The organism is Lentzea sp. NPDC004782 (genome assembly GCF_040609115.1).
Lineage (GTDB): Bacteria > Actinomycetota > Actinomycetes > Mycobacteriales > Pseudonocardiaceae > Lentzea.
Genome location: NZ_JBEXJN010000031.1, coordinates 94,522 through 118,260, shown reverse-complemented (window position 1 = coordinate 118,260; position 23,739 = coordinate 94,522). Strand labels below are relative to the sequence as shown.

The window sequence follows — 23,739 nt, the reverse complement described above, 5'->3', positions numbered from 1 at the left end:
CCGCAGCTCACCCAAACCCAAGACACACAACAAGAAACGGGCCGCCGCTGACACGACGGCCCGCTAAGGAAACTCACCTGACGTTAAAACACCAGATCCACCTCAGGTGGACAAATGCGCCGTTCATCAACGTCTCACGCCGCCGGGGTGACCTTCACGCCGTCGATCACGAACACGAGCGTCTCGTTCGCCTTGATGCCCTGACCGCCCTTGCCGTAGCCCTTGGCCGGCGGCACGACGAGCAGCCGGCGGCCCTTCTCCTTGAGCCCGACGATGCCCTCGTTCCAGCCGTCGATGACCGGCGCCTGACCGACGTTCTGCACGTCGAACGGCTGGCCGCGCTCGAAGGAGCTGTCGAGCACCTTCTTGTCCGAGAACGTGGTGAGCTGGTAGTTCACCGTGGCCGTCGTGCCCTTCTTCACCTCGGCGCCGGTGCCCTGCACCAGGTCCTTGATGATGAGCTGGTCGGTGGGCTTGCAGGCGGGGATCTCCACCTTGGGCGCCGCACCGAAGTCGCCGCTGACCTTGAAGTCGTCGGCCTTGCAGGGAGCCGACGGGTCGGAGGGCTGGGCCGAGCTGCCGCAGCCGGAGAGGCCGGTGACCGCTGCGAGCGCCAGGGACGCGATGAGCAGGACGTTGCGCATGGTGGGGCAGCGTATTGGAGAACACCGGCAGTGGGTGCGTTCGGGTGGGCGGGTCACCCTCACCCGACACGTCCGGGGCAGGTCGCGACGCGCCGTCACCGAAGTGCACGGATGCGGGCGGACGCACGCCTCCGAGGGCGGTTATTCCGGTTCTGAATGTCGCACGAATAGCAGCTTCCTTATGTTTAGGTCGACGCGTACAGTAACTCCGCGCACTTGATCGGACACCGAGCGCATTCGTCCGTTCGGGTAGCGGCCGATGAGGTGACCGCCAGGAGGTGGAACACGTGTCCGCGGAGGCCGGAGGCATCCGCAGCAACCTGATCCAGGAGTTGTTCTGGACTCGGACCGGGTTGCTCCTCCTCATACTCGTGGTGACGTCCGGAACCAGCCTGGCCATTTCCGGTCAAATGGATTCCGGCACAGCGAGAAACATCCTGACCGCGCTGGGCACGGGCACGCTCATATCGGCCGTGGTGAGCTTCACGCAGACGTTGGTCACGTCGAAAGCGGCGCAGAAGGCTCTGCTCGCGCCGGTCGTCGAGGAGAGCCGCAAGGCGCTCAAGGAGCTCAGCGAGCAGTACCGGGCGCTGGACCGGGAGTTCTTCCCCAGCCACGTGTTCGAGCCGACGGCCGAGCCGTCGCCCGTCTTCAACCAGCTGATGATGCAGGACCTGGAGCGGACGCGGCTGTACTGCTTCCGCGGGTTCGCCGGGCGGTACGCGGCGGGCAGAGTCCTGCTGTCGCAGACGGAATGCGAGCTCAGGGCCGTGCTGGCGGACCCGCGCGACGACAACGCGATCAGCGGGCGCGCGCGGTACCTGCTGCGCAACGAGGGCGCGGACGGCGACTACGACGAGATCACCGCACAGCTCAAGGAACAGATCCGCATCGGGCTCGTCGGGCTGTTCGTGGCGCGCAGCCGGTGCAGCAGGATCGACGTCACGATCGTTTCGGACCCGCCGCTGGATCGGCTCGAACTGTTCGACGACTGCGCCTGGATCACGCTCTACAGCAACACCGCCGGAGTGCCGAGACCATATCCCAGGACGCTCAGGTTCACCGAGAGCTCGTTCCTGTACGCGATGGAACGCGCCGAGTTCCTGCGGATCAGCAATTCCAAGGCCGGCTATCACTTCGTCATCACGCCGGGAACTTCGCGAAACGACTTCCTGGCGTTGTTCGAGAAGATCACCGGTGACACTCTCACCGACGACGGGTACCGCGAACTCGAAGACAAGTTCCACGCATTCCGTCGCGAATTCTCCGCATCCGCTCAGTTGAGGAGCTGATCGATCTTGCTAGCCGAGTTCACCGGGTTGTCCGCGCTCGAGGAGCTCGCCGCTCGGGTGAAATGCGCCGAATTTCCCGTCATCGACCACTGGACCGAGGTCGGTGAGTGGTTCCGCGCGTGGGCGGCCCGGCCCGAGCTGCGCAAGGAGCTCAGGGCGCACCTCGACGGGCTCACGCCCCAGCAGGCGACCTGGGTGATCGCCCACTCCCGGGAGACCACGACGCACTTCGCGTGGTGCCTGCGCGACGAACCGGACGAGGCGTTCACGTTCTGGCTGCACGAGTACAAACCGCTCTCGGACTGGCGGACCGGGTACGCGGACTCGGTGCACAACCACCGGTACCACTTCTGCACCACCATCCTGAGCGGCGCGTACCTGCACGAACGCTTCGACGCCCGGCTCGGCGTCGGCGGGCGCACGGTCACCGGCACCGAGCTCACGAACCGCACCCAGTGCACCGAGGGCACCACGGGCACGTTGCTCGCGCACGAGTTCCACCGCATCCCGCGCGCGGCGGACGGGACCATGACGTTCCTGGTCAAGTCACGTGCCGTCACGCCGTGGAGCCTCAGCTACGACCCGGACACCGGGATCAGTCACCGGCACGTGCCGGTCGAGGACCGGCTGGAGGATCTGACGAACCACCTGTAGAAGCCCCGCGCGGGCGGGCGTGACACGCCTACCATCAGCCCACCCGGTGGGAGGGCTGATGATGCGTACGCGCACAACGATTCCGAGGTCTGTCATCGCGGACGTGGAGCAGCGCGTGAGGCGGCTGTGCGAGGACCTGGCCGCGAAGCTGCAGTTCCACGGCTGGCACCACGTGAGCTTCGTCCGCGACAAGGCGGTGCACTTCGCCCGGCGCAACGGCGCCGCGGAGGACATCTGCGAGGTGGCCGCGCTGGTGCACGACCTGAACTACATGGTCCGCCGCAACTCGCTGCCGACCGACGGCGAGGCACTGCGCAGGAAGATCCTGTTCATCTCCGGTGTCTGCCTCGGCGACATCGAGTGGATCGAACGGATCGTCGTCGAGGCGGAGATGCGCACCCGCCACCGCGACATCTCGCTGGAGGCCCAAGCGCTGTCGGACGCCGACACGCTGTTCAAGGCGCTGCCGGTCACGCCGGTCGTCCTCGCGCACAAGTACCTGCAGGAGAACGGGATCACGCTGCGCGAGCTCGCGCACAAGATCGTCGGCGAGCAGGTCTCCAAGGCCGACGAGGGCTACTACTTCTACGACGCCGAGGCCGCCGCGACCTACTCGAAGTGGGCCGAGACGAACCTCCTGCTGTGGCAGCACATCGTGGAGTCCCTCGACGACCCGTGCGTGGAGGAGCTGCTCACCAGGGTCTGAGCGACGTGGATGAAGGGCGCCTTCTTCCACCTGACGTGGAGGAAGGCGCCCTTCATCCACCTCGTCCAGGTCGACCTCGCGGAAAGTGCGGCCTTTTCTTCTTGACAGCGTCAGCCGCCCGCGGGCGCGCTGGGACGTGCGCACAGATCCGCGCTGCCGTGCAACGTGTACGCGAGGCCCATGACGTTGCCGCGGCTCAGCATCTCCCAGCGGGTCAGCCGCAGCGCGTCGCCCGCGCTGAACCCGGCCGCGAGCCGTGCCAGCACCATGCCGGTCACCCAGCCCGCCATGTCCTGCGGCACGGCCACCTCCGGGCTGATCACCGCCGACGCGCCGCCGTCGACGAGCGGGCGCACCAGACCGGGCATCGGTGACGTGCCCACCACGACCGGCTTGCGCGCCGGCCAGTGCGGGCGCGGCCACACACCCTCGCGGTCCCAGCGTGCGATCTCCTCGGCGTCGAGGAACCCCTCGCGGAAATGCAGGTGCACGACGTCCATGACCTCGTCGGCCAACGCGCGTCCCAGCTCCGACGGGCTGACATACGCCGACGACAAGACCTCGGGCGGAAGCATCGACATCAGCTCGGCCACGTGCCGTTCGGTCATCGCCCGGTCCATGCCCGCGTCGACCGCCATCGACACCTCGAACGGCCGCAGGTGTGCTGACACGAACGGCACCAACGGCCCGACAGGCTGCTCCAGCACGCTCGACAGGCCCCAGAAACCGAAGGGACACAACACGTTGCCGCTGTGGTCGGACACCGGGCAGTGCGCGGGCACCTCTCCCCCGGCGCCGAACGGCCCGAACTGCCCCACCGACGCGCACAGCCGATACGGCCCGTCGGCGAACGGCAGGTCGTAGATCAACGACCACGGCACCGGGCCGGGGGTCTCCTCGGCGATCATCAGTCCGGCCGGGCGCACCCGTGCCGGCCGCCGGATCCGGTCGGCGAGCGCGCGGTCGCGGAACAGCCGCGAGTACAGCGCCGAACCCTGCCGGGCGAGCGCGGCGAGATCCGCGCAGAACGCCGGGAAGTCCTTGCCGTACCAGGGATCCAGGCCCGAGGCGACCGGGAACGACCGCGGCAGGTCGCCGAGGTCCAGGCTGCTCCACGACGGCACGCCACCGGCGGCGACCAGCGCCCGGTCCCCGAGCACCAGGATCGACGCGACCCGCGACGACAGCGGTTGGAGGTCGGCGAACGTCCGGGACAGCCGCAACCGCGTGATCGCCTTCGGCTCGCCCGCGCCCACCGGCAGCACCACGCGCTGGACGTGCACCGGCACGACACCGGAGTAGATGACCAGCTCACCACTCCACGGCACGGACGCGTACGGCGTGGTGACCGGGAAGCTCACCCACGGGCTGGAACCCTCCGCCGGCAGCACGAACGACTCCGCCTGCACGCCGCGGCCGTTCATGCTGAGCACGGCCCGCAGCTCCTGGTCGCCCGGCAGGCGAGCCGGGTGCTGCCCGACGTGCACCCACACCTCGTACTCGGCACCGGGCCGCAACGCCCCGGCGACGCCTTCGGTGGCGCCGGGGAGTGCGACCACGACGGTGACCGCGCGGTCGTCCGGCGCGGGCGGCTCCGGCAGCGTCGTGTAGCGGACGAGCCGGCGCCGTTCCAGCTCCCGGAACTGCCAGAGGACGTCCTCGACCCGCCCCTCACCGGTGCCGAGGGGTTCGGCGAGCACCACGTGCGGCGCGCTCCACCCGATCAGCACCGAGGCCTGGTCGACGCCGGGCACCCACGTGTGCACGGCGGTGAACAGCACGACGGGTCGTCCGAGACCGCGCAGCGCCTGCACGACCGGTGCCGTGTCCCACGAGCGCGTGTCGTGCAACGCCACCACGTCGCCGGGCACGTCGGTGATCGACGGCAGGTCCGCGGCCGACGGGAAGTGCCGCAGATCCAGCACGGCGAACCGAACCACCCGAACGGACGTCGTGACCGCGGCGGAGGCCGCGTGCCCGACCGCGAGCCCCGCGCTGACCTGCGCCCACCCGCCGGGGTCGGTCACGACGAGCAACGACTTCGACGGCGTCAGAGCGGCGACGAACTCCAGCGGCGCGCCTTCGCCGCCGGAGACGGTGAACTCAACCGGCGCCACAGCCGTACGCCTGGAAGTGCAGCTAGAACGGCCAGGCAAGCACCGGCAACCCGACCACGGCGTCCACGGCGAGGCCGCAGAAGACGAGCATCAGGTAGAGGTTCGACATGTGGAAGAACTTCATCGTGTTCGTCGATCCGCCGCGGCGAACAACGTTGTGCAGCTTGTGCGCGAAGACCGCGAACCACACGCCCGACACCGCCGCGACAGTCACGTAGATCCAGGACGTGACGGGCGCGAGGGCGAGCGTGCAGACGACGGTGATCCAGCTGTAGATGACGATCTGCCGCGTCACCTGCTGAGCTGTGGCCACCACGGGCAGCATCGGCACACCTGCTCGGGCGTAGTCCTCCTTGAACTTCATCGCGAGCGCCCAGGTGTGTGGCGGAGTCCAGAAGAAGATGACGCCGAACATGACGAGGGCCGGCCACTGCACCGTGCCCGTCACCGCGCTCCAGCCGATGATCACCGGCATGCACCCCGCCATGCCGCCCCAGATGATGTTCTGGGAGGTCCGGCGCTTGAGCACCAGCGTGTAGACGAAGATGTAGAACAGGATGGTCGCCACCGCAAAGGCGGCCGACATGAGGTTGACGAAGATCCACAGGAACGCGAACGAGACGACGCCGAGCACGATGCCGAAGATCAGGGCGTTGCGCGGCGGGATGGCGTTCTGCGCCAGTGGCCTGGCCGTCGTGCGCTTCATGACCGAGTCGATGTCGGCGTCGACGAAGCAGTTGAGGGCATTTGCCGACCCCGCGGCGAGGGTGCCGCCGGTGAGCGTGCAGGCGATCAGCCACAGCGGCGGGAGGCCGTGCTGGGCCAGGAGCATCGCGGGGATCGTGGTGATCAGCAGGAGCTCGATGACCCGCGGCTTGGTGAGAGCCACGTAGGCGCCCACTACCTGACGAGGCGACCTGGTGGGGGCCTCGAGGACGGCACTCATCGTGTGGACGCTCCTCGCATCGCAGAGGTGTGAAAACCAGCGACTGATGGTAACCGCGCAAAGAATTCACAGCCCGTTCGGGTGCTGGTGTGCCTCGGCACACACCCACCTGTAACGCTTCCTGGGACCTTTCAGAGCAACATCCGAATCGCTCAGGACTAGGCTGGCCGGAGGACGAGGGAGAGATGCGGGTCAGGCCGTTCGGGATCGATCAAGCCTGCCCGCCCGAGCTACATAGAGTGGAGCTGTAAGTCCGTGACCGTCACCGACGACATCACCCGGCTCACCAAGGCCGATCTGCCTGACGACTGGACGGAGCTGGACAAGCGCGCCGTCGACACCGCGCGCGTGCTCGCGGCGGACGCCGTGCAGAACGTCGGCAACGGCCATCCCGGTACCGCGATGAGCCTCGCCCCGCTCGCGTACACGCTGTTCCAGCGCGTGTTGCGGCACGACCCCGCCGACGCGGACTGGATCGGCCGCGACCGGTTCGTGCTCTCCGCGGGCCACTCCAGCCTGACGCTCTACATCCAGCTGTTCCTGTCGGGCTACGGCCTGGAGCTGGACGACCTCAAGTCGCTGCGCAAGTGGGGCTCGAAGACGCCCGGTCACCCGGAGCACGGCCACACCAGGGGTGTCGAGATCACGACCGGCCCGCTGGGCTCCGGTCTCGCCTCCGCCGTCGGCATGGCCATGGCCGCCCGCCGCGAGCGCGGCCTGTTCGACCCGGACGCCGCGCCGGGCACCAGCCCGTTCGACCACCACATCTACGTGATCGCCTCCGACGGTGACATCGAGGAGGGCGTCACCTCCGAGGCCTCGTCGCTGGCCGGCACGCAGCAGCTGGGCAACCTGGTCGTCTTCTACGACGACAACAAGATCTCCATCGAGGACGACACGACGATCGCGCTGTCCGAGGACACCGCGGCGCGCTACGAGGCCTACGGCTGGCACGTCCAGGTCGTCGAGTCCGGCGAGAACGTCAAGGGCATCCTCGAAGCGGTCGAGAAGGCCAAGGCCGTCACCGACAAGCCTTCCTTCATCCTGCTGCGCACGATCATCGGCTACCCGGCGCCGAACAAGCAGAACACCGGTGCCGCGCACGGTGCCGCGCTGGGCGTCGACGAGGTCAAGGCCACCAAGGAGATCCTCGGCTTCGACCCCGAGCGGACCTTCGAGGTCGCCGACGAGGTCCTCGCGCACACCCGCGAGGTCGTCAAGCGCGGTGAGCACGCCAAGGCCGAGTGGCAGAAGTCCTTCGACGCGTGGGCCTCGGCCAACCCGGAGAACAAGGCGCTGCTGGACCGCCTGGTCGCCCGCGAGCTGCCCGAGGGCTGGGACGCCGACCTGCCGTCCTACCCGGTGGACGCCAAGGGCCTGCCGACCCGCAAGGCCTCCGGCGAGGTCATCAACGCCCTCGCCAAGCACCTGCCCGAGCTGTGGGGCGGTTCGGCCGACCTGGCCGAGTCGAACCTGACGACCATCAAGGGCGCCAAGTCGTTCGGTCCGGCGGAGATCTCCACGGGCATGTGGAGCGCCGACCCGTACGGCCGCGTGCTGCACTTCGGTGTCCGCGAGAACGCCATGGGCATGATCCTCAACGGCATCGCGCTGCACGGCCCGACCCGCCCGTTCGGCGGCACGTTCCTCGTGTTCTCCGACTACATGCGCCCGGCCGTGCGCCTGGCCGCGATCATGAAGGCCGCCGTCACGTACGTGTGGACGCACGACTCCATCGGCCTGGGCGAGGACGGCCCGACGCACCAGCCGATCGAGCACCTCGCGGCCCTGCGCGCGATCCCGGACTTCGCGGTCGTCCGCCCCGGTGACGCGAACGAGACCGCGTTCGCCTGGAAGGCCGTCATCGAGCAGCTCGGCCCGGTCGGCCTCGCGCTGAGCCGGCAGAACCTGCCGACGCTGGAGGGCACCTCCGCGGAGGGCGTGAAGCGCGGCGGTTACGTGCTCTTCGGTGACGACAACCCCGAGATCGTGATCATCGGAACAGGCTCTGAGCTGCAGGTTGCCGCCGAAGCGGGGAAGGTTCTGCAGGGCGGGGGCGTTGCAGTGCGTGTGGTGTCCATGCCGTCCATCGAGTGGTTCGAGAAGCAGGACGCCGAGTACCGCGAGTCCGTCATCCCGGCGTCGGTCAAGGCACGCGTCGCCGTGGAAGCCGGTATCGCGCAGCCGTGGTACCGCTACGTCGGCGACAACGGCGAGATCGTGTCGATCGAGCACTTCGGCGCCTCGGCCGACTACCAGGTCCTGTTCAAGGAGTTCGGCTTCACGACGGAGAACGTCGTCGCCGCGGCGCGCCGTTCGCTGGAGCGAGTGAGGGGTAACAAGTGAGCAAGGAGAAGCTGGACGCTCTGTCCGGAGCGGGCGTCTCGATCTGGCTGGACGACCTGTCGCGTGAGCGCCTCACCAGCGGCAACCTGGACGAGCTGATCCGCGACTGGAACGTCGTCGGGGTCACGACGAACCCGACGATCTTCGCGGGCGCGCTGTCGAAGGGCGAGTCCTACGACGAGCAGGTCCGCGAGCTCGCCAACCGGGGTGCCGACACCGAGGCGACCATCCGCGAGGTCACCACGACCGACGTGCGCAACGCGTGCGACAAGTTCCGCGACATCTACAACTCGACCAACGGGGTGGACGGCCGCGTCTCCATCGAGGTCGACCCGCGCCTGGCGTTCGACACGGACAAGACCGTGGCCGAGGCGCAGGACCTGTGGAAGACCGTGGACCGGCCCAACCTGCTGGTGAAGATCCCGGCCACCGAGGCGGGTCTGCCGGCGATCACGAAGACGATCGCCGAGGGCATCTCGGTCAACGTCACGCTGATCTTCTCCGTCGAGCGCTACCGGAAGGTCATGGAGGCCTACCTCGACGGTCTGGAGCAGGCCAAGGCCAACGGCCACGACCTGCGCTCGATCCACTCCGTCGCGTCGTTCTTCGTGTCCCGGGTGGACACCGAGATCGACAAGCGGCTCGACGCCATCGGTTCGGACGAGGCGAAGGCGCTGCGCGGCAAGGCGGCTCTCGCCAACGCGTGGATCGCCTACGGCGCGTTCGAGAAGACGTTCCAGGGCGAGCGCTGGGAGGCCCTGAAGGCCGACGGCGCCAACGCGCAGCGCCCGCTGTGGGCGTCGACCGGTGTCAAGGACCCCAGCTACTCCCCGACCCTCTACGTCGACCAGCTCGTCGTCGCCGACGTCGTGAACACGATGCCGGAGAAGACGCTGCGGGCCGTCGCCGACGCGGGCAAGATCACCGGTGACACGGTCACCGGACGCGCCGCAGAGGGCCAGGAGGTGTTCGACCAGCTCGCCGCCGTGGGAATCGACCTGCAGGACGTGTTCGTCGTCCTGGAGAACGAGGGCGTCGAGAAGTTCGAGAAGTCCTGGGAAGAGTTGCTCGAGACGGTGACGAACCAACTGGCTCAACTGAAGGGCTGATCACGAAGTGACCTCCGTCGAAATCGTGAGGTCACCGAACGCCGACCAGGTCAGCACCATCGCTGCTGACCTGGTCGCGGATTCGGTGCCGAGCAAGCTGACCGCGCAGGACCCGACCCTGTGGGGGCCGGAAGCCGAGTCCGAGGCGAGCATTCGTCTCTCGTGGACGACGTTGCACGAGACGTCCCGGGCACTGCTCCCCGATCTCAAGGCTCTGCGCGAGGAACTGCACGCCGAGGGCGTCGACCGCGTCGTTCTCGCCGGGATGGGGGGCTCGTCGCTCGCCCCCGAGGTGATCACGCGGACCGCCGGCGTCCCGCTGGTCGTGCTGGACACCACCGATCCCGCCCAGGTCGCCGACGCGCTCGCCGGTGACCTCGAGCGCACGGTGATCGTGGTGTCGTCCAAGTCCGGTGGCACGGTCGAGACCGACAGCCACCGGCGCATCTTCGAGAAGGCTTTCACCGACGCGGGCATCGACGCCGCGTCGCGCATCGTGGTGGTCACCGACCCCGGCTCGCCGTTGCAGAAGGCGTCGGAGGAAGCGGGCTACCGCAAGGTGTTCCTGGCCGATCCGCACGTGGGTGGCCGTTACTCGGCGCTGACCGCGTTCGGTCTCGTGCCGTCGTACCTCGCCGGTGCCGACGTCGAGTCGCTGCTCGACGACGCGGCCGAGGAGGCCAAGGTCCTCGCGCAGGACTCGGTCGAGAACCCCGCCGTCGTGCTGGCCGCGATCTTCGGTGCCGCGCACGCGCACGGTGCCGAGAAGGTCGTGTTCGCCGACACCGGTTCCGGCATCAAGGGCTTCGGCGACTGGGCCGAGCAGCTGATCGCCGAGTCGACCGGCAAGAACGGCACCGGCCTGCTGCCGGTCGTCGTCGAGGGCCCCGGCGCACCCGGTTTCGTGGACGCGCGCTCGGATGCCACGACCGTCGCGATCGGACCGGCCACCGGCTCGGCGAACGTCGCGGTCGAGGGCAAGCTGGGCGCGCAGTTCCTGCTGTGGGAGTACGCGACCGCGCTCGTCGGCCGGGTGCTCGGCATCAACCCGTTCGACCAGCCCGACGTGGAGGCCGCGAAGAAGGCCGCCCGCGCGCTGCTGGACGCGCCGGTCGCGTCGTCGTCCGAGCCGTCCTTTGTGGATGGTCCGGTGGAGGGCCACGGCACGGACTGGGCCCCGCGCGAGGTGAACACCGTCGCCGAAGCACTGGCGGCGCTGGTCGAAGTGGCGCCCGACCACGGCTACATCTCGGTTCAGGCGTACCTGGACAGGATCGACGACGCGTCGTTCGAGCTGCTCCGCGCGGAGATCGCGAAGAGGACGCACCTGCAGACCACGTTCGGCTGGGGTCCGCGCTTCCTGCACTCGACCGGCCAGTACCACAAGGGCGGTCACCAGAACGGCGTGTTCATCCAGATCACCGGCGAGTCCGGCGACGACCTGGAGGTGCCCGGCCGTCCGTACACGCTGGCGCAGCTGCAGCTCGCGCAGGCGCTCGGCGACGGTCAGGTGCTGGCCGAGCACGGTCGTCCGGTGCTGCGGCTGCACCTGACCGACCGCATCGCAGGTCTGGCCCAGCTCGTCGAGGCAGTCCAGGAGGACGGCTCGTGACCACATCCGAGAAGTGGCGCAACCCGCTGCGGGACGCGGCGGACAAGCGCCTGCCCCGCATCGCGGGCCCGAGCGCGCTGGTCATCTTCGGTGTCACCGGTGACCTGTCGCGCAAGAAGCTGATGCCCGCGATCTACGACCTCGCCAACCGCGGGCTGCTGCCGCCGGGCTTCGGGCTCGTCGGCTTCGCCCGCCGCGACTGGGCCGACCAGGACTTCATGCAGGTCGTGCACGACGCGGTGAAGGAGCACGCCCGCACGCCGTTCAACGAGCACGTGTGGTCGCAGCTCGCCGAAGGCATCCGGTTCGTGCAGGGCACGTTCGACGACGACCAGGCGTTCGACAACCTGGCCTCGTGCCTCGCGGCGCTGGACGCCGAGCGCGGCACGGGCGGCAACCACGCGTTCTACCTGTCGATCCCGCCGGGCGCGTTCCCGACGGTGATCAACCAGCTCAAGCGCGCCGGTCTCGCCCAGACCTCGCGCGACCAGTGGCGCCGCGTGGTCATCGAGAAGCCGTTCGGCCACGACCTCAAGTCGGCCAAGGAGCTGAACCGGACGGTCAACGAGGTCTTCCCCGAGGAGTCGGTGTTCCGCATCGACCACTACCTCGGCAAGGAGACCGTCCAGAACATCCTGGCGCTGCGGTTCGCGAACCAGCTGTACGAACCCATCTGGAACTCGAACTACGTCGACCACGTGCAGATCACCATGGCCGAGGACATCGGTCTCGGTGGCCGCGCCGGCTACTACGACGGCATCGGCGCGACGCGCGACGTCATCCAGAACCACCTGCTGCAGCTGCTCGCGCTGATCGCGATGGAGGAGCCGGTCTCGTTCAAGCCGGCGGACCTGCGCGCGGAGAAGGTGAAGATCCTCTCGGCGACGCGGCCGCTGGAGCCGTTCGAGGAGACCACCGCGCGCGGTCAGTACACCGGTGGCTGGCAGGGCGGTCAGAAGGTGCCCGGTCTGCTGGAGGAGGGCGGGTTCTCGCCCGAGTCGAAGACCGAGACGTTCGGTGCGATCACCTGCGAGATCAACACGCGTCGCTGGGCGGGGGTGCCGTTCTACCTGCGCACCGGCAAGCGGCTGGGCCGTCGCGTCACCGAGGTGGCCGTGGTGTTCAAGCGGGCGCCGCACCTGCCGTTCGACGACACCGCCACCGAGGAGCTCGGCCAGAACGCCCTGGTGGTCCGGGTGCAGCCGGACGAGGGCGTGACCATCCGGTTCGGCTCGAAGGTGCCGGGCAACACGATGGAGGTCCGCGACGTCACGATGGACTTCGGCTACGGCCACTCGTTCACCGAGTCGTCGCCGGAGGCCTACGAGCGGCTGCTGCTGGACGTGCTGCTCGGTGAGCCGTCGCTGTTCCCGAAGAACGACGAGGTCGAGCTCTCCTGGGAGATCCTCGACCCGGTGCTCGACTTCTGGGCTCGCAAGGACGAGCCGCCGCTGGAGAAGTACAAGGCAGGAACCTGGGGTCCGCCGTCGGCGGACGCGATGACCGCCAGGACCGGAAGGCACTGGAGGCGTCCGTGATCATCGACCTTCCCTCGACCACCACCTCGCAGATCAACTCGCGGCTGGTCCGGCTGCGCGACGAGGGCGGTGCGACGACGCTCGGTCGCGTGCTGACCCTGGTCATCGTGACCGAGGACGGCCAGCGCACCGACGCCGCGATCGACGCGGCCAACGACGCCTCGCGCGAGCACCCGTGTCGCGTGATCGTCGTGGCCCGCGGCGCCCGCCAGGCCGCGCCCCGGCTGGACGCGCAGATCCGCGTCGGCGGTGACGCGGGTGCTTCCGAGGTCGTCGTTCTCCGTCTGTACGGAGAGCTGGCCAAGGAAGGTGCCTCGTGCGTCATGCCGCTGCTGCTGCCGGACACCCCGGTCGTGGCGTGGTGGCCGTTCGACGCGCCGGTGTCGCCGTCCAAGGACCCGATCGGCCAGCTCGCCCAGCGCCGCATCACCGACGCGGCGGCCGAGAAGAACCCGATCAAGGCCCTGGAGTCCCGCCGCGCCCACTACGCGCCGGGCGACACGGACCTGGCGTGGACGCGCCTGACGCTGTGGCGCGCCATGCTGGCGGCGTCGCTGGACCTGCCGCCGTACGAGAAGATCGTCGAGGCCGAGGTGACCGGTGAGGCCGACTCGCCGTCCACCGACCTGCTGGCCGCGTGGCTGACCGACAAGCTGAAGGTCCCGGCCAAGCGCTACAAGGCGACCAGCGGCGAGGGCATCGTGCAGGTCAAGCTGGACCGCGCGTCCGGCGCCGTCGAGCTGATCCGCCCGGACGGCAAGGTGGGCACGCTGTCGCAGCCCGGCCAGCCGTCGCGGCGGGTGGCGCTGCAGCGTCGTTCCATCCGCGACTGCCTGGCCGAGGAGCTGCGCCGGTTGGACCCGGACGAGATCTACGCCGCGGCGCTGAAGTCGCTGTCGAAGGTCGCGAAGGGCCGCGCGCCCTCGGCTGCGAAGCCCGAGGAAACCTCGCCCGAGTCCTCCAACGGCAAGGCCGCGGCTCCCGCTCCCGCTGCCAAGAAGTCCAAGGCGAAGGCGAGCTCGTGAGCAACCCGCAAGTTGTGGTCCACCGCGACGGCGACCTCCTGGCCGCCGCCGCGGCGGCCCGCCTGGTGACCCGCATGGTCGACGCCCAGGCCGCCCGCGGCTACGCGTCCGTCGTGCTGACCGGCGGCCGCACGGGCACCGCGGTCCTGGAACACCTGAACCGCAACGGGGCCCGCGACGCCGTGGACTGGTCGCGCGTCGACCTGTACTGGGGCGACGAGCGCTTCCTGCCCTCGGGCCACCCGGACCGCAACGAGACCCAGGCCCGCGCCGCCCTGCTGGACCACGTGCCGGTGGATCCCTCACGCGTGCACGTGATGGAGCCGTCGGACGGCAAGTTCGGCGACGACCCGGAAGCCGCCGCCGAGGCCTACGCGTCACTGCTGGCAGCGCTGGCGCGCCCGGAGGACCACGGCGACGTGCCCACGTTCGACGTCTGCATGCTGGGCGTCGGCGAGGAGGGCCACGTGGCCTCGGTGTTCCCCGCTTCTCCCGCGGTGTACGAGAAGGAGCGGACCGTCGTCGCGGTGCGCAACTGCCCGAAGCCCCCGCCCACGCGCGTCTCGCTGACCCTGTCGTCGGTGCGGTGCGCGCAGGAGGTCTGGCTGATGACCACCGGTGAGGCCAAGGCCGCCGCGGTGGCCATGGCGCTGACCGGGGCGGGCGAGGTTCAGCTGCCGGCCGCGGGAGCGACCGGGCGACGGCGGACGTTGTGGCTGCTGGACGACGCGGCCGCGTCGAAGGTGCCCGCGTTGTTCAAGCCGCCGCTGGCGTGACGGTTCCGGTTCGACCGGCCTCCAAGGCTTCGGCTTTGGGGGCCGTTTTCCTTTGGGGCAGCCCATAGGTAACAGGACAGGCATTCCTCTCGACAACGCGTATCATCCCGAATCGCGTTCAGTAGCGGGGGTTTTGTGGCGAACGGCAGTGCGAAGCGGCGTCCCACCATCGGGATGATCACCGCGGGCCCGCTCATCGAGCTCGCGGGCGAGCAGTGGCGTGGTGTCAGCGACGGCGCGCAGCACCTCGGGTGCGACCTGCTGTGCTTCGTGGGCAACGAGTTGGACCACCCGGACCTGCACAAGCGGCGGGCGAACACGGTGTACGACCTGATCTCGCCCAACCGGATCGATGCGCTCGTCGTGTGGACTACGCGCGTGGGGCAGCTCGTCGGGTCCGAGGGCATGCAGGAGTTCGTGAAGCGGTACGCGCCCATGCCGATGGTGAGTGTGGAGACGTCCCTCGCGCAGTGGCCCACCATCATGATGGACAACCGGGACGGCATGGAGCAGGCCGTCGACCACCTCGTCGAGGTGCACGGGAAGCGGCGGATCGCGTTCGTGCGGGGGCCGCAAACGCATGCGGGGGCGCAGGAGCGGTTCCAGGGGTACCTGGACTCGTTGCGCAAGCACGGGATCCCGTTCGAACCCGAGCTCATCACCATGCCCGGCTCGTTCATCTGGGAGCCCAGCGGCGCGGCCGACGCGGTGCGCAAGATGCTCATCAGGCTTCAGGAGCCGCCGGACGCCATCGCGGCCGCGAACGACGACTACGCCATCGGGGTCGTGTCCGCGTTGGAGGAGCTGGGGTTCCGCACGCCGGAGGACATCGCGGTCGTCGGGTACGACAACCACACCAACGTCCGCACGCACGATCTCGGCTACGTCACGGCCACGGGTGACTGGCCGCCGGACCGGGTGCGGCGCGAGGTGAACATCGACGCGGCGACGCCCGCGTTCACCACCGTGCGCGCGCCGTTCCACGAGATGGGGGTCCGGGCCGCGGAACTGGCGCTGGCGCTCGTGCAGGGCAGGCCGACGCTGCCACGGCAGACCATGCCGACCGAGCTGATCGTCCGGCGGTCGTGCGGCTGCCTGCCGTCCGGACTCGGTGATCACGCGCCCGCGCACGGCCGGTTGAACATCTCCGAGTCGGCGACCGCGGCTACCGTGGCCGACCACCTGCGCAGCTCGCTCGGGCCGCCGTCCACCAGGCTGCCGGAGGGCTGGGCCGAGCAGCTCATCGTCGAGCTGATGGCGGCGGGCCGAGGGGAGGTCGAAGGCGCGGAGTTCCTCAAGCTGCTCGCGGAGTACATCCGCACGAGTGCGCGCGCCGGGTGCGAGCCCGAACGGTGGTGGCCGCCGCTGTTCGACCTCCATCGGTTCGTGACGGCACGCATCAGTGACGCCACGCTCGTCAACGACCTGTGGTTGCGCGTGCAGCTCCTTGTCGGCGATGCGTTCGCCACGGAGGCACGGTTCAAGTACCTCTCGCACGAGCGTCACGAGCAGACGGTGCGCGAGGCCGGGCAACGGCTCATCGCGTCACGTGACGTCGACGAGCTGACGGCCGCCCTCACCGAGGAACTCCCGCGTCTCGGCATCCCCGGCTGTCACGTCATGGCGTACGACTCCCCCGGCATGGCGCGCGCGCTCGTGCGGTACGAGGACAACCAGCTCCAGGATCACGTCAGCACGCCGTTCCCGGCCATCAACCTCACGCCGTACCCGTTCCACCGCGGCCAGCCGTTCAGCGCCATGTGCGTCCCGCTCTACACCGACGAGGACCACCTCGGGTACGCGATCTTCGAGCAGGGCCCGGAACCCGGCTGGATCTACGAGGCGTTGCAGCAGCAGCTAAGCAGCGCACTGCGGGGCATCAGGCTGATGCAGGAGCTGAAGGACGCGCGCGCACGGCTCGAAGAACGTGTCGGCGAGACGGAAGCGCAGCTGCGGCACGCGCAGAAGATGGAAGCCATCGGCAGGTTGACCGGCGGCATCGCGCACGACTTCAACAACATCCTCACCGTCGTGAACGGCAACAGCGAGATGCTGCTGCGCCGCACCCCGCAGGACGATCCGCGCCGCACGGCGATCGAGGACATCCGGCACGCCGGCGAACGGGCCGCGAACCTCACCAGGCAGCTGCTCGCGTTCACCCGCCAGCAGGTCCTGCACCCCGAGTCGCTCGACCTCAAGCACAACCTCACCAAGGTCCACTCGATGTTGCGCACGCTCGTCGGCGACCGGATCGAGCTGGAGCTGGACCTGCCGGAGAACGTGGCACGGGTGTGGGCGGACGCGGGCCAGGTCGAGCAGATCCTGTTCAACCTCGCGGTCAACTCGCGGGACGCGATGCCCGACGGCGGCAAGCTCACCATCGCGATCGCGGACGCCACGCTCGGCCCCGGCGACACCGGTCGCATCGTCGGCGTCCGTCCCGGCCAGTACGTCGTGATGCGCGTGCAGGACACGGGTGCGGGCATGGCACCGGACGTGCAGGCGCAGGTGTTCGAGCCGTACTTCACCACCAAACCGGTCGGCAAGGGCACCGGCCTCGGCCTGTCCACGGTGTTCGGCATCGTGCAGCAGTCCGGCGGCCAGATCGAGCTGATCAGCGCGCCCGGCAAAGGCACGACCATCGAGGTCTACCTGCCGGTGCCGCACGACCACGACGGCACGCCGGAAGCGCCGTGCGCGCGTCGCACGACCTCGCACCGCGGAGCGGGCACGGTGCTCCTCGTGGAGGACGACAGCCAGGTGCGGGTCATGACCCGCCGGTCGCTGGAGAGCGCGGGCTACGCGGTGATCGAGGCGAGCGACGGGCAGGAGGCGCTGCAGCTCGCCACTGCCCACCGCAGCACGATCGACCTGGTGCTGACCGACGTCGTGATGCCGAAGATGGGCGGCCCCGAGCTGGTCCGGCTGCTGCGCTCGACCGGTGCCGCGCCCGCCGTCATCTACATGTCCGGCTACACGACCGACGAGGTCCTCGACGACGAGGTGCTGATCACCAAGCCGTACGTGGAGAGCGAGCTGCTCGAACGCGTGCGGGAGGCACTGCGTCAGGACGCCTGAGCACGACGCGCTACGGCGGCGCGGACCGTCTCGTCCAGCGCCTCGATGCGGAACGGCTTCTGCAGGTAGCCCGCGATGTCGTGCCCGGCGAACCGGCGTTCCAGCGACGTGCGGTCGTGGCCGCTGGTCAGCACGACCGGCACGGTGAGGCCCTCCCGCGCCAGCTCGGCCAGCACCTGCTCACCGGACAGGCCCGGCATGCTGTGGTCGAGCAGCATCGCGCTGACCTCCGCACTGCGCTCGCGCAGGATCGCGATCGCCTCGGAACCGTCGCTGGCCTGCAGCACTGTGAAGCCGAGCTCTTCGAGCAGGCTCACGGTGTACCTCCGCACGGGGTCCTCGTCCTCGACCACGAGCACCAGCCCAGCTTGCGACATGCGCGTCAGTATGCCGGAAACTATTCGTGCCCTCAGCACCAGGTCGACAACTATTTCCGGGAATTCTTCACGAACTGCTCCATCAGGATGACATGGTCCATTTGGATCACACCATTGGTTGTGGGTCTGCGCTAACCTTCGCGGCACCGCTGCCGCTCCACGCTGAGAAAGAGGCACCAGGAAAGGCCAACTTCATGCGTAAAGCGACGGCAGCAGCCGCTCTGGCCGTGCTGTTCACATTGTCGTCCACACCCGCACACGCCGCCGAGGCGATTCCTTCGGACCGCGTGACGATCGACGTGGTGATGGTGAACGGATCCGGGTGCAAGCAGGGCACCGCGGAAGTGGTCGTGGCAGGGGACAACACGTCGTTCTGGGTGATCTACAGCGACTACCTCGCCCAGACGGGCAAAGGTGCCAGCCCGACGGAGATCCGCAAGAACTGCCAGCTCACCCTGCAGATCAACTCACCGCAAGGCTACTCGTACGGCATCGCGGAAGCGGAGTACGCGGGCTACGGGCACCTTGAGCGCGGCGCCACCGGGTCGCAGTCGGTGAATTACTACTTCCAGGGTCAATCGGCCACCACCACGTGGAAGCACTCGTTCACCGGGCCGTTCGACGACAACTGGTCGATCACCCACCGGACCGAGTTCTCGGAGATCGTCTGGTCGCCGTGCGGCGAGAAGCGGAATCTCAACGTCAACAGCTCCCTGAAGGTCGACAAGGGAACCTCGGACGCCAATGAAAACAGTTTCCTGACGATGGACTACACGCGCGGAGAAGTGCGCACGCTGCACCACTTCTCCTGGAAGCGCTGCTGATTCCCGCACAGGCCGCCGCCTCCCTGCTCAACCGCCGCCACCCACCCTGCGAGTTGCGTTGGAAAGGTGTCCCATGATCAACGCGGTTGCCGCTGCCCTGCTGGCCTCAGCGATCGTCATCCCGCCCGGCGCGCCGAACGACACGCCGCCGCCCGACCACATCACGATCGACATCGTCACGATCAACGGCTCGGGCTGCCCCGCGGGCACGGCAGCCGTCGCGGTGTCCGAGGACAACAAGGCGTTCACCGTCACCTACAGCGACTACCTGGCCCAGGTCGGCGTCGGCGCGAAGCCGACAGACCTGCGCAAGAACTGCCAGCTCAACCTGCGGGTCAACGTGCCGCAGGGCTTCACCTACGGCATCGCCTCGGCGGACTACAGAGGTTTCGCGCACCTGGAACCGGGTGCGTACTCCGTCCAGAAGGCGAACTACTACTTCCAGGGCATGTCGCAGACCGAGCAGATCTCCCACCGGTACAACGGGCCCGTCAGCGAGGACTGGCAGGCCACCGACACGACCGAGGTCGCCGCGATCGTCTACTCCCCGTGCGGCGAGAAGCGGAACTTCAACATCAACACAGAGCTCCGGGTCTACGGCGGCACCTCCAACACCGCCACGACCACGAGCTTCATGACGATGGACTCGACCGACGGCAGCCTCGAAACGACGTACCACTTCGCCTGGAAGCACTGCTCGTAACCGCCTCTGAACGGCTACCGCGCACGCCCGATGCGTGTGCGGTAGCACATAAGTGAGCCGAGCGCCGTACCAATCCGCGTGTCTGGCCGTCTGCACTGTGTGACGGGGCAGGTCGGGGCAAAGGGGCAGCAGTTATGCCAACCGCGACATACGCGCAGTACGGTGAGGGCCGGAAGGCTCACAAGGGAGGTCGGATCCTGACCGCCACGCTGCTTCCGGCCAGACGCGCCGAGGGCGCGGAGGCCGGCTCGCGCTGGTCGCTGCGCGGCAACCGCCGACAGGTCCTGATCGACCTGGCGATGATCCTCGTCGCGCTGCTCGACGTCTGGCTGAAGTCGCAGTGGCTCAAGGCGCTGCCGCCGGACCCGAACTTCCCCGCCGTCGAGCCCTACCAGGAGTGGTTCAACTGGCTCGCGGTCGCCGCGCTGGTCGGGCGCCGCCGCTTCCCGTTCGTGGTGCTGGTGCTGACCATCCCCGGCTTCTTCACCGGCTGGGCGCAGATGGCCGCGATGATCGCCCTCTACACGGTCGCGCGCCGGTACATCACCGGCTGGCAGACCGTCGTGGCCGGCGTGCTCGTGTGGTCGTGCCGCTTCATGACCTGGCCGCCGTCGGAGTTCACCAAGACCCCGATCTCCGGCCACTTCCACTCGGCGATCTACGGCTTCCTGGTGATCGGCCTGCCGATCGCGATCGCCCTGCTGGCGCACGCCCGGCAGGAGCTGGCCGACCGCATCACCGAGCTCGCCGAGTCGCGGGAACGCGAACGCGTGCTGCACGCGCACGCCATCAGAGCCGACGAACGGGCAAAGCTCGCCCGCGAGATGCACGACGTGGTGTCACACCAGGTGAGCCTCATCGCGATGCAGGCGGGCGCGCTGCGCATGGCCGTGGCCGACGCCGAGCACAAGCAGGTCGCGGGCACCATCCGCACGTTGTCGACCCGCACTCTCGACGAGCTCCGTCAGCTCGTGTCCGTCCTGCGCACGACCGAGGACAGCCAGCCGGGCGTCGACGAGCTGCCCGAGCTCGCCGCCGACGCGGGCTTCGAGGTGTCCATGCAGGTCAAGGGCCCGGTCGACGACCTGGCCGCACCGGTGGCCGGCGCCGTCTACCGGACGGTCCAGGAGGCGCTGACCAACATCCGCAAGCACGCCGCCGGAGCGAGCGCGACCGTCCTCGTCGACGCCGACTCCGACGACGTGCTGGTCGAGGTGCGCAACACCGCGGGGACGCCCTCGCCGGCCCAGCCGTCGCTGCCCAGCGGAGGTCACGGCCTGGTGGGCCTGCGCGAGCGCGCCACGCTGCTCGGGGGCGAGTTCTCCGCGGGGCCGACCGAAGAGGGCGGCTTCGTCGTGATGGCGTCGTTCCCGAGGCAGCGCTCTGGTTCGAACTGAGCGCTGCCTGTCCGCGTAACCCCGTCTGCCGGGCAGCTACGTGGATGAAGGGCTCCTTCATCCACACCAGGTGGAGGAAGGAGCCCTTCATCCACCTCACCAGACGGCGAGTCAGCGGGGCCTGGACGCGAGCGAGGCGCTGATCGCCGCCGCCGCGCCGAGCACACCGCACGTCAGGGCGATGGGCATCGTCGGCTCGTGCTTCAGCAACACGGAGATGAGCAGCCACACGGCGAGGCCGAACCCGAACCCGAGCGGCACCGACGCGATCACCGCGGCCACGCCGGTCTGCCGGCGCCGCAACGCCCGCAGGTTCGACTCCAGGTACGCGAGCGTGAAGAGCAGCAGCAACGCCGAGCCGGTGCCCATGAGGCTGAGCCACGGCGTCCGGTTGGACCCGAGCAGGAACACCCCGTCCGGCCCGTCGACCTTCGCCGTCACCACGCCGCCGACGATCCACCGCGTGGCGCCGGGGAGCACGAAGCCCGTCGGCCCTCGCTCGGTCACGTCCGCGAGCGGAATCCCCGCCAGCGTCACGGAAAGCCGGGTGCCCTCGACGTTCACCGGGTCGGCGAGGTCCTGGGTGATGACCTTGCCGAGCTGACCGCCCGCCACGAACGGCACGACCGCGAGCGCCAGCAACGCGAGCGCGGCCACCAGCCACAGCGCCCACGGCGTGGACGGCGGCTTGAGCACCGACGCGGCCGGCACCAGCGTGCTGCTGCCGCTCAGCCGCGCGGCCGGGACCGGGTCGACCAGCGTGGCCCGGATCGGCTGCTGCGTGAGCGACACGGTGTCGCGCTCGACCGGCCGCAGCGACGGACGGGTGGACGACGCCGACACCTGCGGCGCGAGGTGCACGGGCATGCCGAGCCGGGGCAGCCAGTCCGGCCCGAAGAGATGACCCGCCGCGGCCGCCAGGTCGATCGCGAACGTCTCGGCGTTGCGGTAGCGGGCGTCCGGGTCCCGCGCGATGCTGCGCATCACCACGCCCGCAAGGGGTTCCGGCACGTTCCGCAACGGCCGCGGATCCTGGTACACCCGCTTCTGGATCATCGCGATCGGCCCGCCGCCGCGTTCGAACGGCAGGTCGCCGGACAGCAGCTCGTACAGCACCGTGCCGGTCGCGTAGACGTCGGCGGCGGGCGTGAGCGCGTTGCCCATCGCCTGTTCCGGCGCGATGTAGGCGGGCGTGCCGAGCACCGCGCCGCCGTGCGTCACGAGCGTCGCACCCTCCGACACGACCTGCGAGATGCCGAAGTCCGCCACCTTCACCAGCCCGCTGGAGGTGAAGAGCAGGTTCTTCGGCTTGACGTCGAGGTGCAGCACGCCGGCCTCGTGCGCGGCGTGCAGCCCGGACAGCGTCGCCAGCACGATCGCGCACGACTGCTGCGCGGTGAGACCGTCGGTCGAGAACCGCGACCAGACCGTGCCACCGTCGAGCCGTTCCATCACCAGCAGGTGCTCGCCCTGCTGCCGCACGTAGTCGTAGACCGGGACGATGTGCGGGTGGTCGAGCCGGGCCAGCAGCCGCGCCTCGTGCTCGAAGCGCTCGCTCATCCGCGGGTCCTCGGCCACCGCGTGCGGCAGCCGCTTGATCGCCACGGGACGCCCGAGCTGACGGTGCACACCGCCGTAGACGACGCCCATCCCGCCCTCGCCGATCTGCTCGCCGATCGCGTACTGCGGCAGGGCGGCGACCACACTCGACAAAGTCAACGTCGAATCCTCACGGTATCCACTTCGGACGGTTGCTGCTCACCCGGATGCGGTGTCACGTAGCCGAGAAGCAACGCGGCAGCGGCCGCACCGACGATGAACGGGATCTCGGCTGTGGGCGACGGCGCCACCAACCGCAGCACCGACAACGAGATCACCGCGACCAGCCCGGTCCCGACACCGGCCGGCAGGAACCTCATGGCCCGCTGCCAGCGGTTCGGGGGCAGCCGGCGGCGCGCCAGGGCGATCAGGGCACCCGCCCACGACAACCCCGTCAGCACCAGCACTCCCAGCCCGAACGCCCCGTACACCGACCAGAGCGAGCCTCGCACGTCCCCGGTCGTCTCCAGGGACGCGATCGTCTCCCGTTGCTGATCGATGACCTCAACCGTGACCGGAAGGAGACCGAGCGCCTGCGTGCCCAGGTCCGACGGCTCCAGCGGGAACGAGCGGCTCTGCTCCGACTTCGGCGCCACGTCGAACGGAACCGTTGTGTCGTAGGAGAAGAAGGTCAGCGCGAGCGCCGTTCCGCTGATCCGCACGGTCTTCACGTGCTGCGGCGTGTTCGTGTTGTTGCGGACCGTGATGGCGACCTTGGCGGTCTTCGCCGGGTCGAGCACGAGGGTTCCTACGCCGACCGGCCTACCGTCCACATCGGCCTCGAGCTGCACGGACCCGTCCTGCGCGAAGGCCGTTGACGGCAGCAGCATAATTCCGCAGCACAGCAGTAAACCTGCACCGGCCAAGCGACGTCTCACTAGCGCACCTTAGGTTCTGATCCGGGGAGAGGGAATGCGGTCTTCAGACTTACTCGTGGCTGTTGCAGCCGGTGTTACGGTGCTGAGCGCCACACCGGCGGCAGCCCAGACGACCACG

19 protein-coding genes are annotated in these 23,739 nt (G+C 69.0%); 13 read left to right on the top strand and 6 right to left on the bottom strand.

Translation table 11 applies throughout. The features are described from left to right. Window positions 1-134: 134 nt before the first annotated feature. Window positions 135-644, bottom strand: a complete 510-nt coding sequence (locus tag ABZV40_RS27485; protein ID WP_355447408.1) for an FKBP-type peptidyl-prolyl cis-trans isomerase — start codon at window positions 642-644, stop codon at window positions 135-137. Window positions 645-931: 287 nt separating this feature from the next. Between ABZV40_RS27485 and ABZV40_RS27480 the strand changes: the two genes are divergently transcribed. The 3 genes from ABZV40_RS27480 to ABZV40_RS27470 are packed head-to-tail and all read left to right on the top strand — an operon-like array spanning window position 932 to window position 3,296. After that, window positions 932-1,936 (top strand): hypothetical protein, encoded by a 1,005-nt coding sequence (locus tag ABZV40_RS27480; RefSeq protein ID WP_355447405.1) that lies wholly within the window; start codon window positions 932-934, stop codon window positions 1,934-1,936. 6 nt (window positions 1,937-1,942) lie between these two features. Continuing rightward, the gene (locus ABZV40_RS27475) at window positions 1,943-2,590 is read left to right on the top strand and encodes a hypothetical protein (RefSeq protein WP_355447402.1); all 648 of its coding nucleotides are present in this window, start codon (window positions 1,943-1,945) and stop codon (window positions 2,588-2,590) included. 58 nt (window positions 2,591-2,648) lie between these two features. Next, the gene (locus ABZV40_RS27470) at window positions 2,649-3,296 is read left to right on the top strand and encodes an HD family phosphohydrolase (RefSeq protein ID WP_355447399.1); all 648 of its coding nucleotides are present in this window, start codon (window positions 2,649-2,651) and stop codon (window positions 3,294-3,296) included. 110 nt (window positions 3,297-3,406) lie between these two features. Here ABZV40_RS27470 and ABZV40_RS27465 read toward each other — a convergent pair whose 3' ends face one another. Together ABZV40_RS27465 and ABZV40_RS27460 are read right to left on the bottom strand one after the other, a co-directional pair. Further along, complete coding sequence (locus ABZV40_RS27465) at window positions 3,407-5,413, bottom strand: hypothetical protein (RefSeq protein ID WP_355447396.1); 2,007 nt, start codon at window positions 5,411-5,413, stop codon at window positions 3,407-3,409. A gap of 22 nt (window positions 5,414-5,435) precedes the next feature. Next, on the bottom strand, window positions 5,436-6,359 hold the full coding sequence (locus ABZV40_RS27460; protein ID WP_355447393.1) for a heme o synthase: 924 nt from the start codon (window positions 6,357-6,359) through the stop codon (window positions 5,436-5,438). Between the two features lie 255 nt (window positions 6,360-6,614). Here ABZV40_RS27460 and tkt point away from each other — a divergent pair, with 255 nt between their 5' ends. The 7 genes from tkt to ABZV40_RS27425 all read left to right on the top strand — a co-directional run bounded on the left by tkt (window position 6,615) and on the right by ABZV40_RS27425 (window position 17,843). Further along, window positions 6,615-8,705: a transketolase gene (tkt, locus tag ABZV40_RS27455; protein ID WP_355447390.1), complete on the top strand. Its 2,091-nt coding sequence runs from the start codon at window positions 6,615-6,617 to the stop codon at window positions 8,703-8,705. After that, window positions 8,702-9,814: a transaldolase gene (gene tal, locus ABZV40_RS27450; protein WP_355447387.1), complete on the top strand. Its 1,113-nt coding sequence runs from the start codon at window positions 8,702-8,704 to the stop codon at window positions 9,812-9,814. The genes tkt and tal overlap by 4 nt, the downstream gene beginning before the upstream one ends. 25 nt (window positions 9,815-9,839) lie before the next feature. After that, window positions 9,840-11,426 carry a glucose-6-phosphate isomerase gene (locus ABZV40_RS27445; RefSeq protein ID WP_355447384.1) on the top strand — a complete coding sequence of 529 codons (1,587 nt, stop codon included), beginning with the start codon at window positions 9,840-9,842 and terminating at the stop codon, window positions 11,424-11,426. Next, complete coding sequence (zwf, locus tag ABZV40_RS27440; protein WP_355447382.1) at window positions 11,423-12,964, top strand: glucose-6-phosphate dehydrogenase; 1,542 nt, start codon at window positions 11,423-11,425, stop codon at window positions 12,962-12,964. Before ABZV40_RS27445 ends, zwf begins: the two co-directional genes overlap by 4 nt. After that, complete coding sequence (gene opcA / locus ABZV40_RS27435; RefSeq protein ID WP_355447380.1) at window positions 12,961-13,989, top strand: glucose-6-phosphate dehydrogenase assembly protein OpcA; 1,029 nt, start codon at window positions 12,961-12,963, stop codon at window positions 13,987-13,989. The genes zwf and opcA overlap by 4 nt, the downstream gene beginning before the upstream one ends. Then, on the top strand, window positions 13,986-14,765 hold the full coding sequence (gene pgl / locus ABZV40_RS27430) for a 6-phosphogluconolactonase (protein WP_355447377.1): 780 nt from the start codon (window positions 13,986-13,988) through the stop codon (window positions 14,763-14,765). The genes opcA and pgl overlap by 4 nt, the downstream gene beginning before the upstream one ends. 135 nt (window positions 14,766-14,900) lie before the next feature. Beyond that, complete coding sequence (locus ABZV40_RS27425; RefSeq protein ID WP_355447374.1) at window positions 14,901-17,843, top strand: substrate-binding domain-containing protein; 2,943 nt, start codon at window positions 14,901-14,903, stop codon at window positions 17,841-17,843. On the opposite strand, the gene ABZV40_RS27420 is transcribed toward ABZV40_RS27425, so the two are convergent. Further along, window positions 17,831-18,220 carry a response regulator gene (locus ABZV40_RS27420; RefSeq protein WP_355447371.1) on the bottom strand — a complete coding sequence of 130 codons (390 nt, stop codon included), beginning with the start codon at window positions 18,218-18,220 and terminating at the stop codon, window positions 17,831-17,833. The two genes, ABZV40_RS27425 and ABZV40_RS27420, sit on opposite strands and share 13 nt — an antisense overlap. 92 nt (window positions 18,221-18,312) lie before the next feature. On the opposite strand from ABZV40_RS27420, the gene ABZV40_RS27415 reads away from it, so the two are divergent. The 3 genes from ABZV40_RS27415 to ABZV40_RS27405 all read left to right on the top strand — a co-directional run bounded on the left by ABZV40_RS27415 (window position 18,313) and on the right by ABZV40_RS27405 (window position 21,144). Continuing rightward, window positions 18,313-19,044: a DUF4360 domain-containing protein gene (locus ABZV40_RS27415; RefSeq protein WP_355447368.1), complete on the top strand. Its 732-nt coding sequence runs from the start codon at window positions 18,313-18,315 to the stop codon at window positions 19,042-19,044. 73 nt (window positions 19,045-19,117) lie between these two features. Further along, window positions 19,118-19,747 (top strand): DUF4360 domain-containing protein, encoded by a 630-nt coding sequence (locus ABZV40_RS27410; protein ID WP_355447366.1) that lies wholly within the window; start codon window positions 19,118-19,120, stop codon window positions 19,745-19,747. A gap of 134 nt (window positions 19,748-19,881) precedes the next feature. Continuing rightward, window positions 19,882-21,144 (top strand): histidine kinase, encoded by a 1,263-nt coding sequence (locus tag ABZV40_RS27405; protein WP_355447363.1) that lies wholly within the window; start codon window positions 19,882-19,884, stop codon window positions 21,142-21,144. Window positions 21,145-21,255: 111 nt separating this feature from the next. Here the strand turns inward: ABZV40_RS27405 and ABZV40_RS27400 are convergent, their stop codons facing one another. Next, window positions 21,256-22,863 (bottom strand): serine/threonine-protein kinase, encoded by a 1,608-nt coding sequence (locus ABZV40_RS27400; RefSeq protein WP_355447360.1) that lies wholly within the window; start codon window positions 22,861-22,863, stop codon window positions 21,256-21,258. Continuing rightward, window positions 22,860-23,573, bottom strand: a complete 714-nt coding sequence (locus tag ABZV40_RS27395; RefSeq protein ID WP_355447357.1) for a hypothetical protein — start codon at window positions 23,571-23,573, stop codon at window positions 22,860-22,862. The genes ABZV40_RS27400 and ABZV40_RS27395 overlap by 4 nt, the downstream gene beginning before the upstream one ends. Window positions 23,574-23,739: the final 166 nt, after the last annotated feature.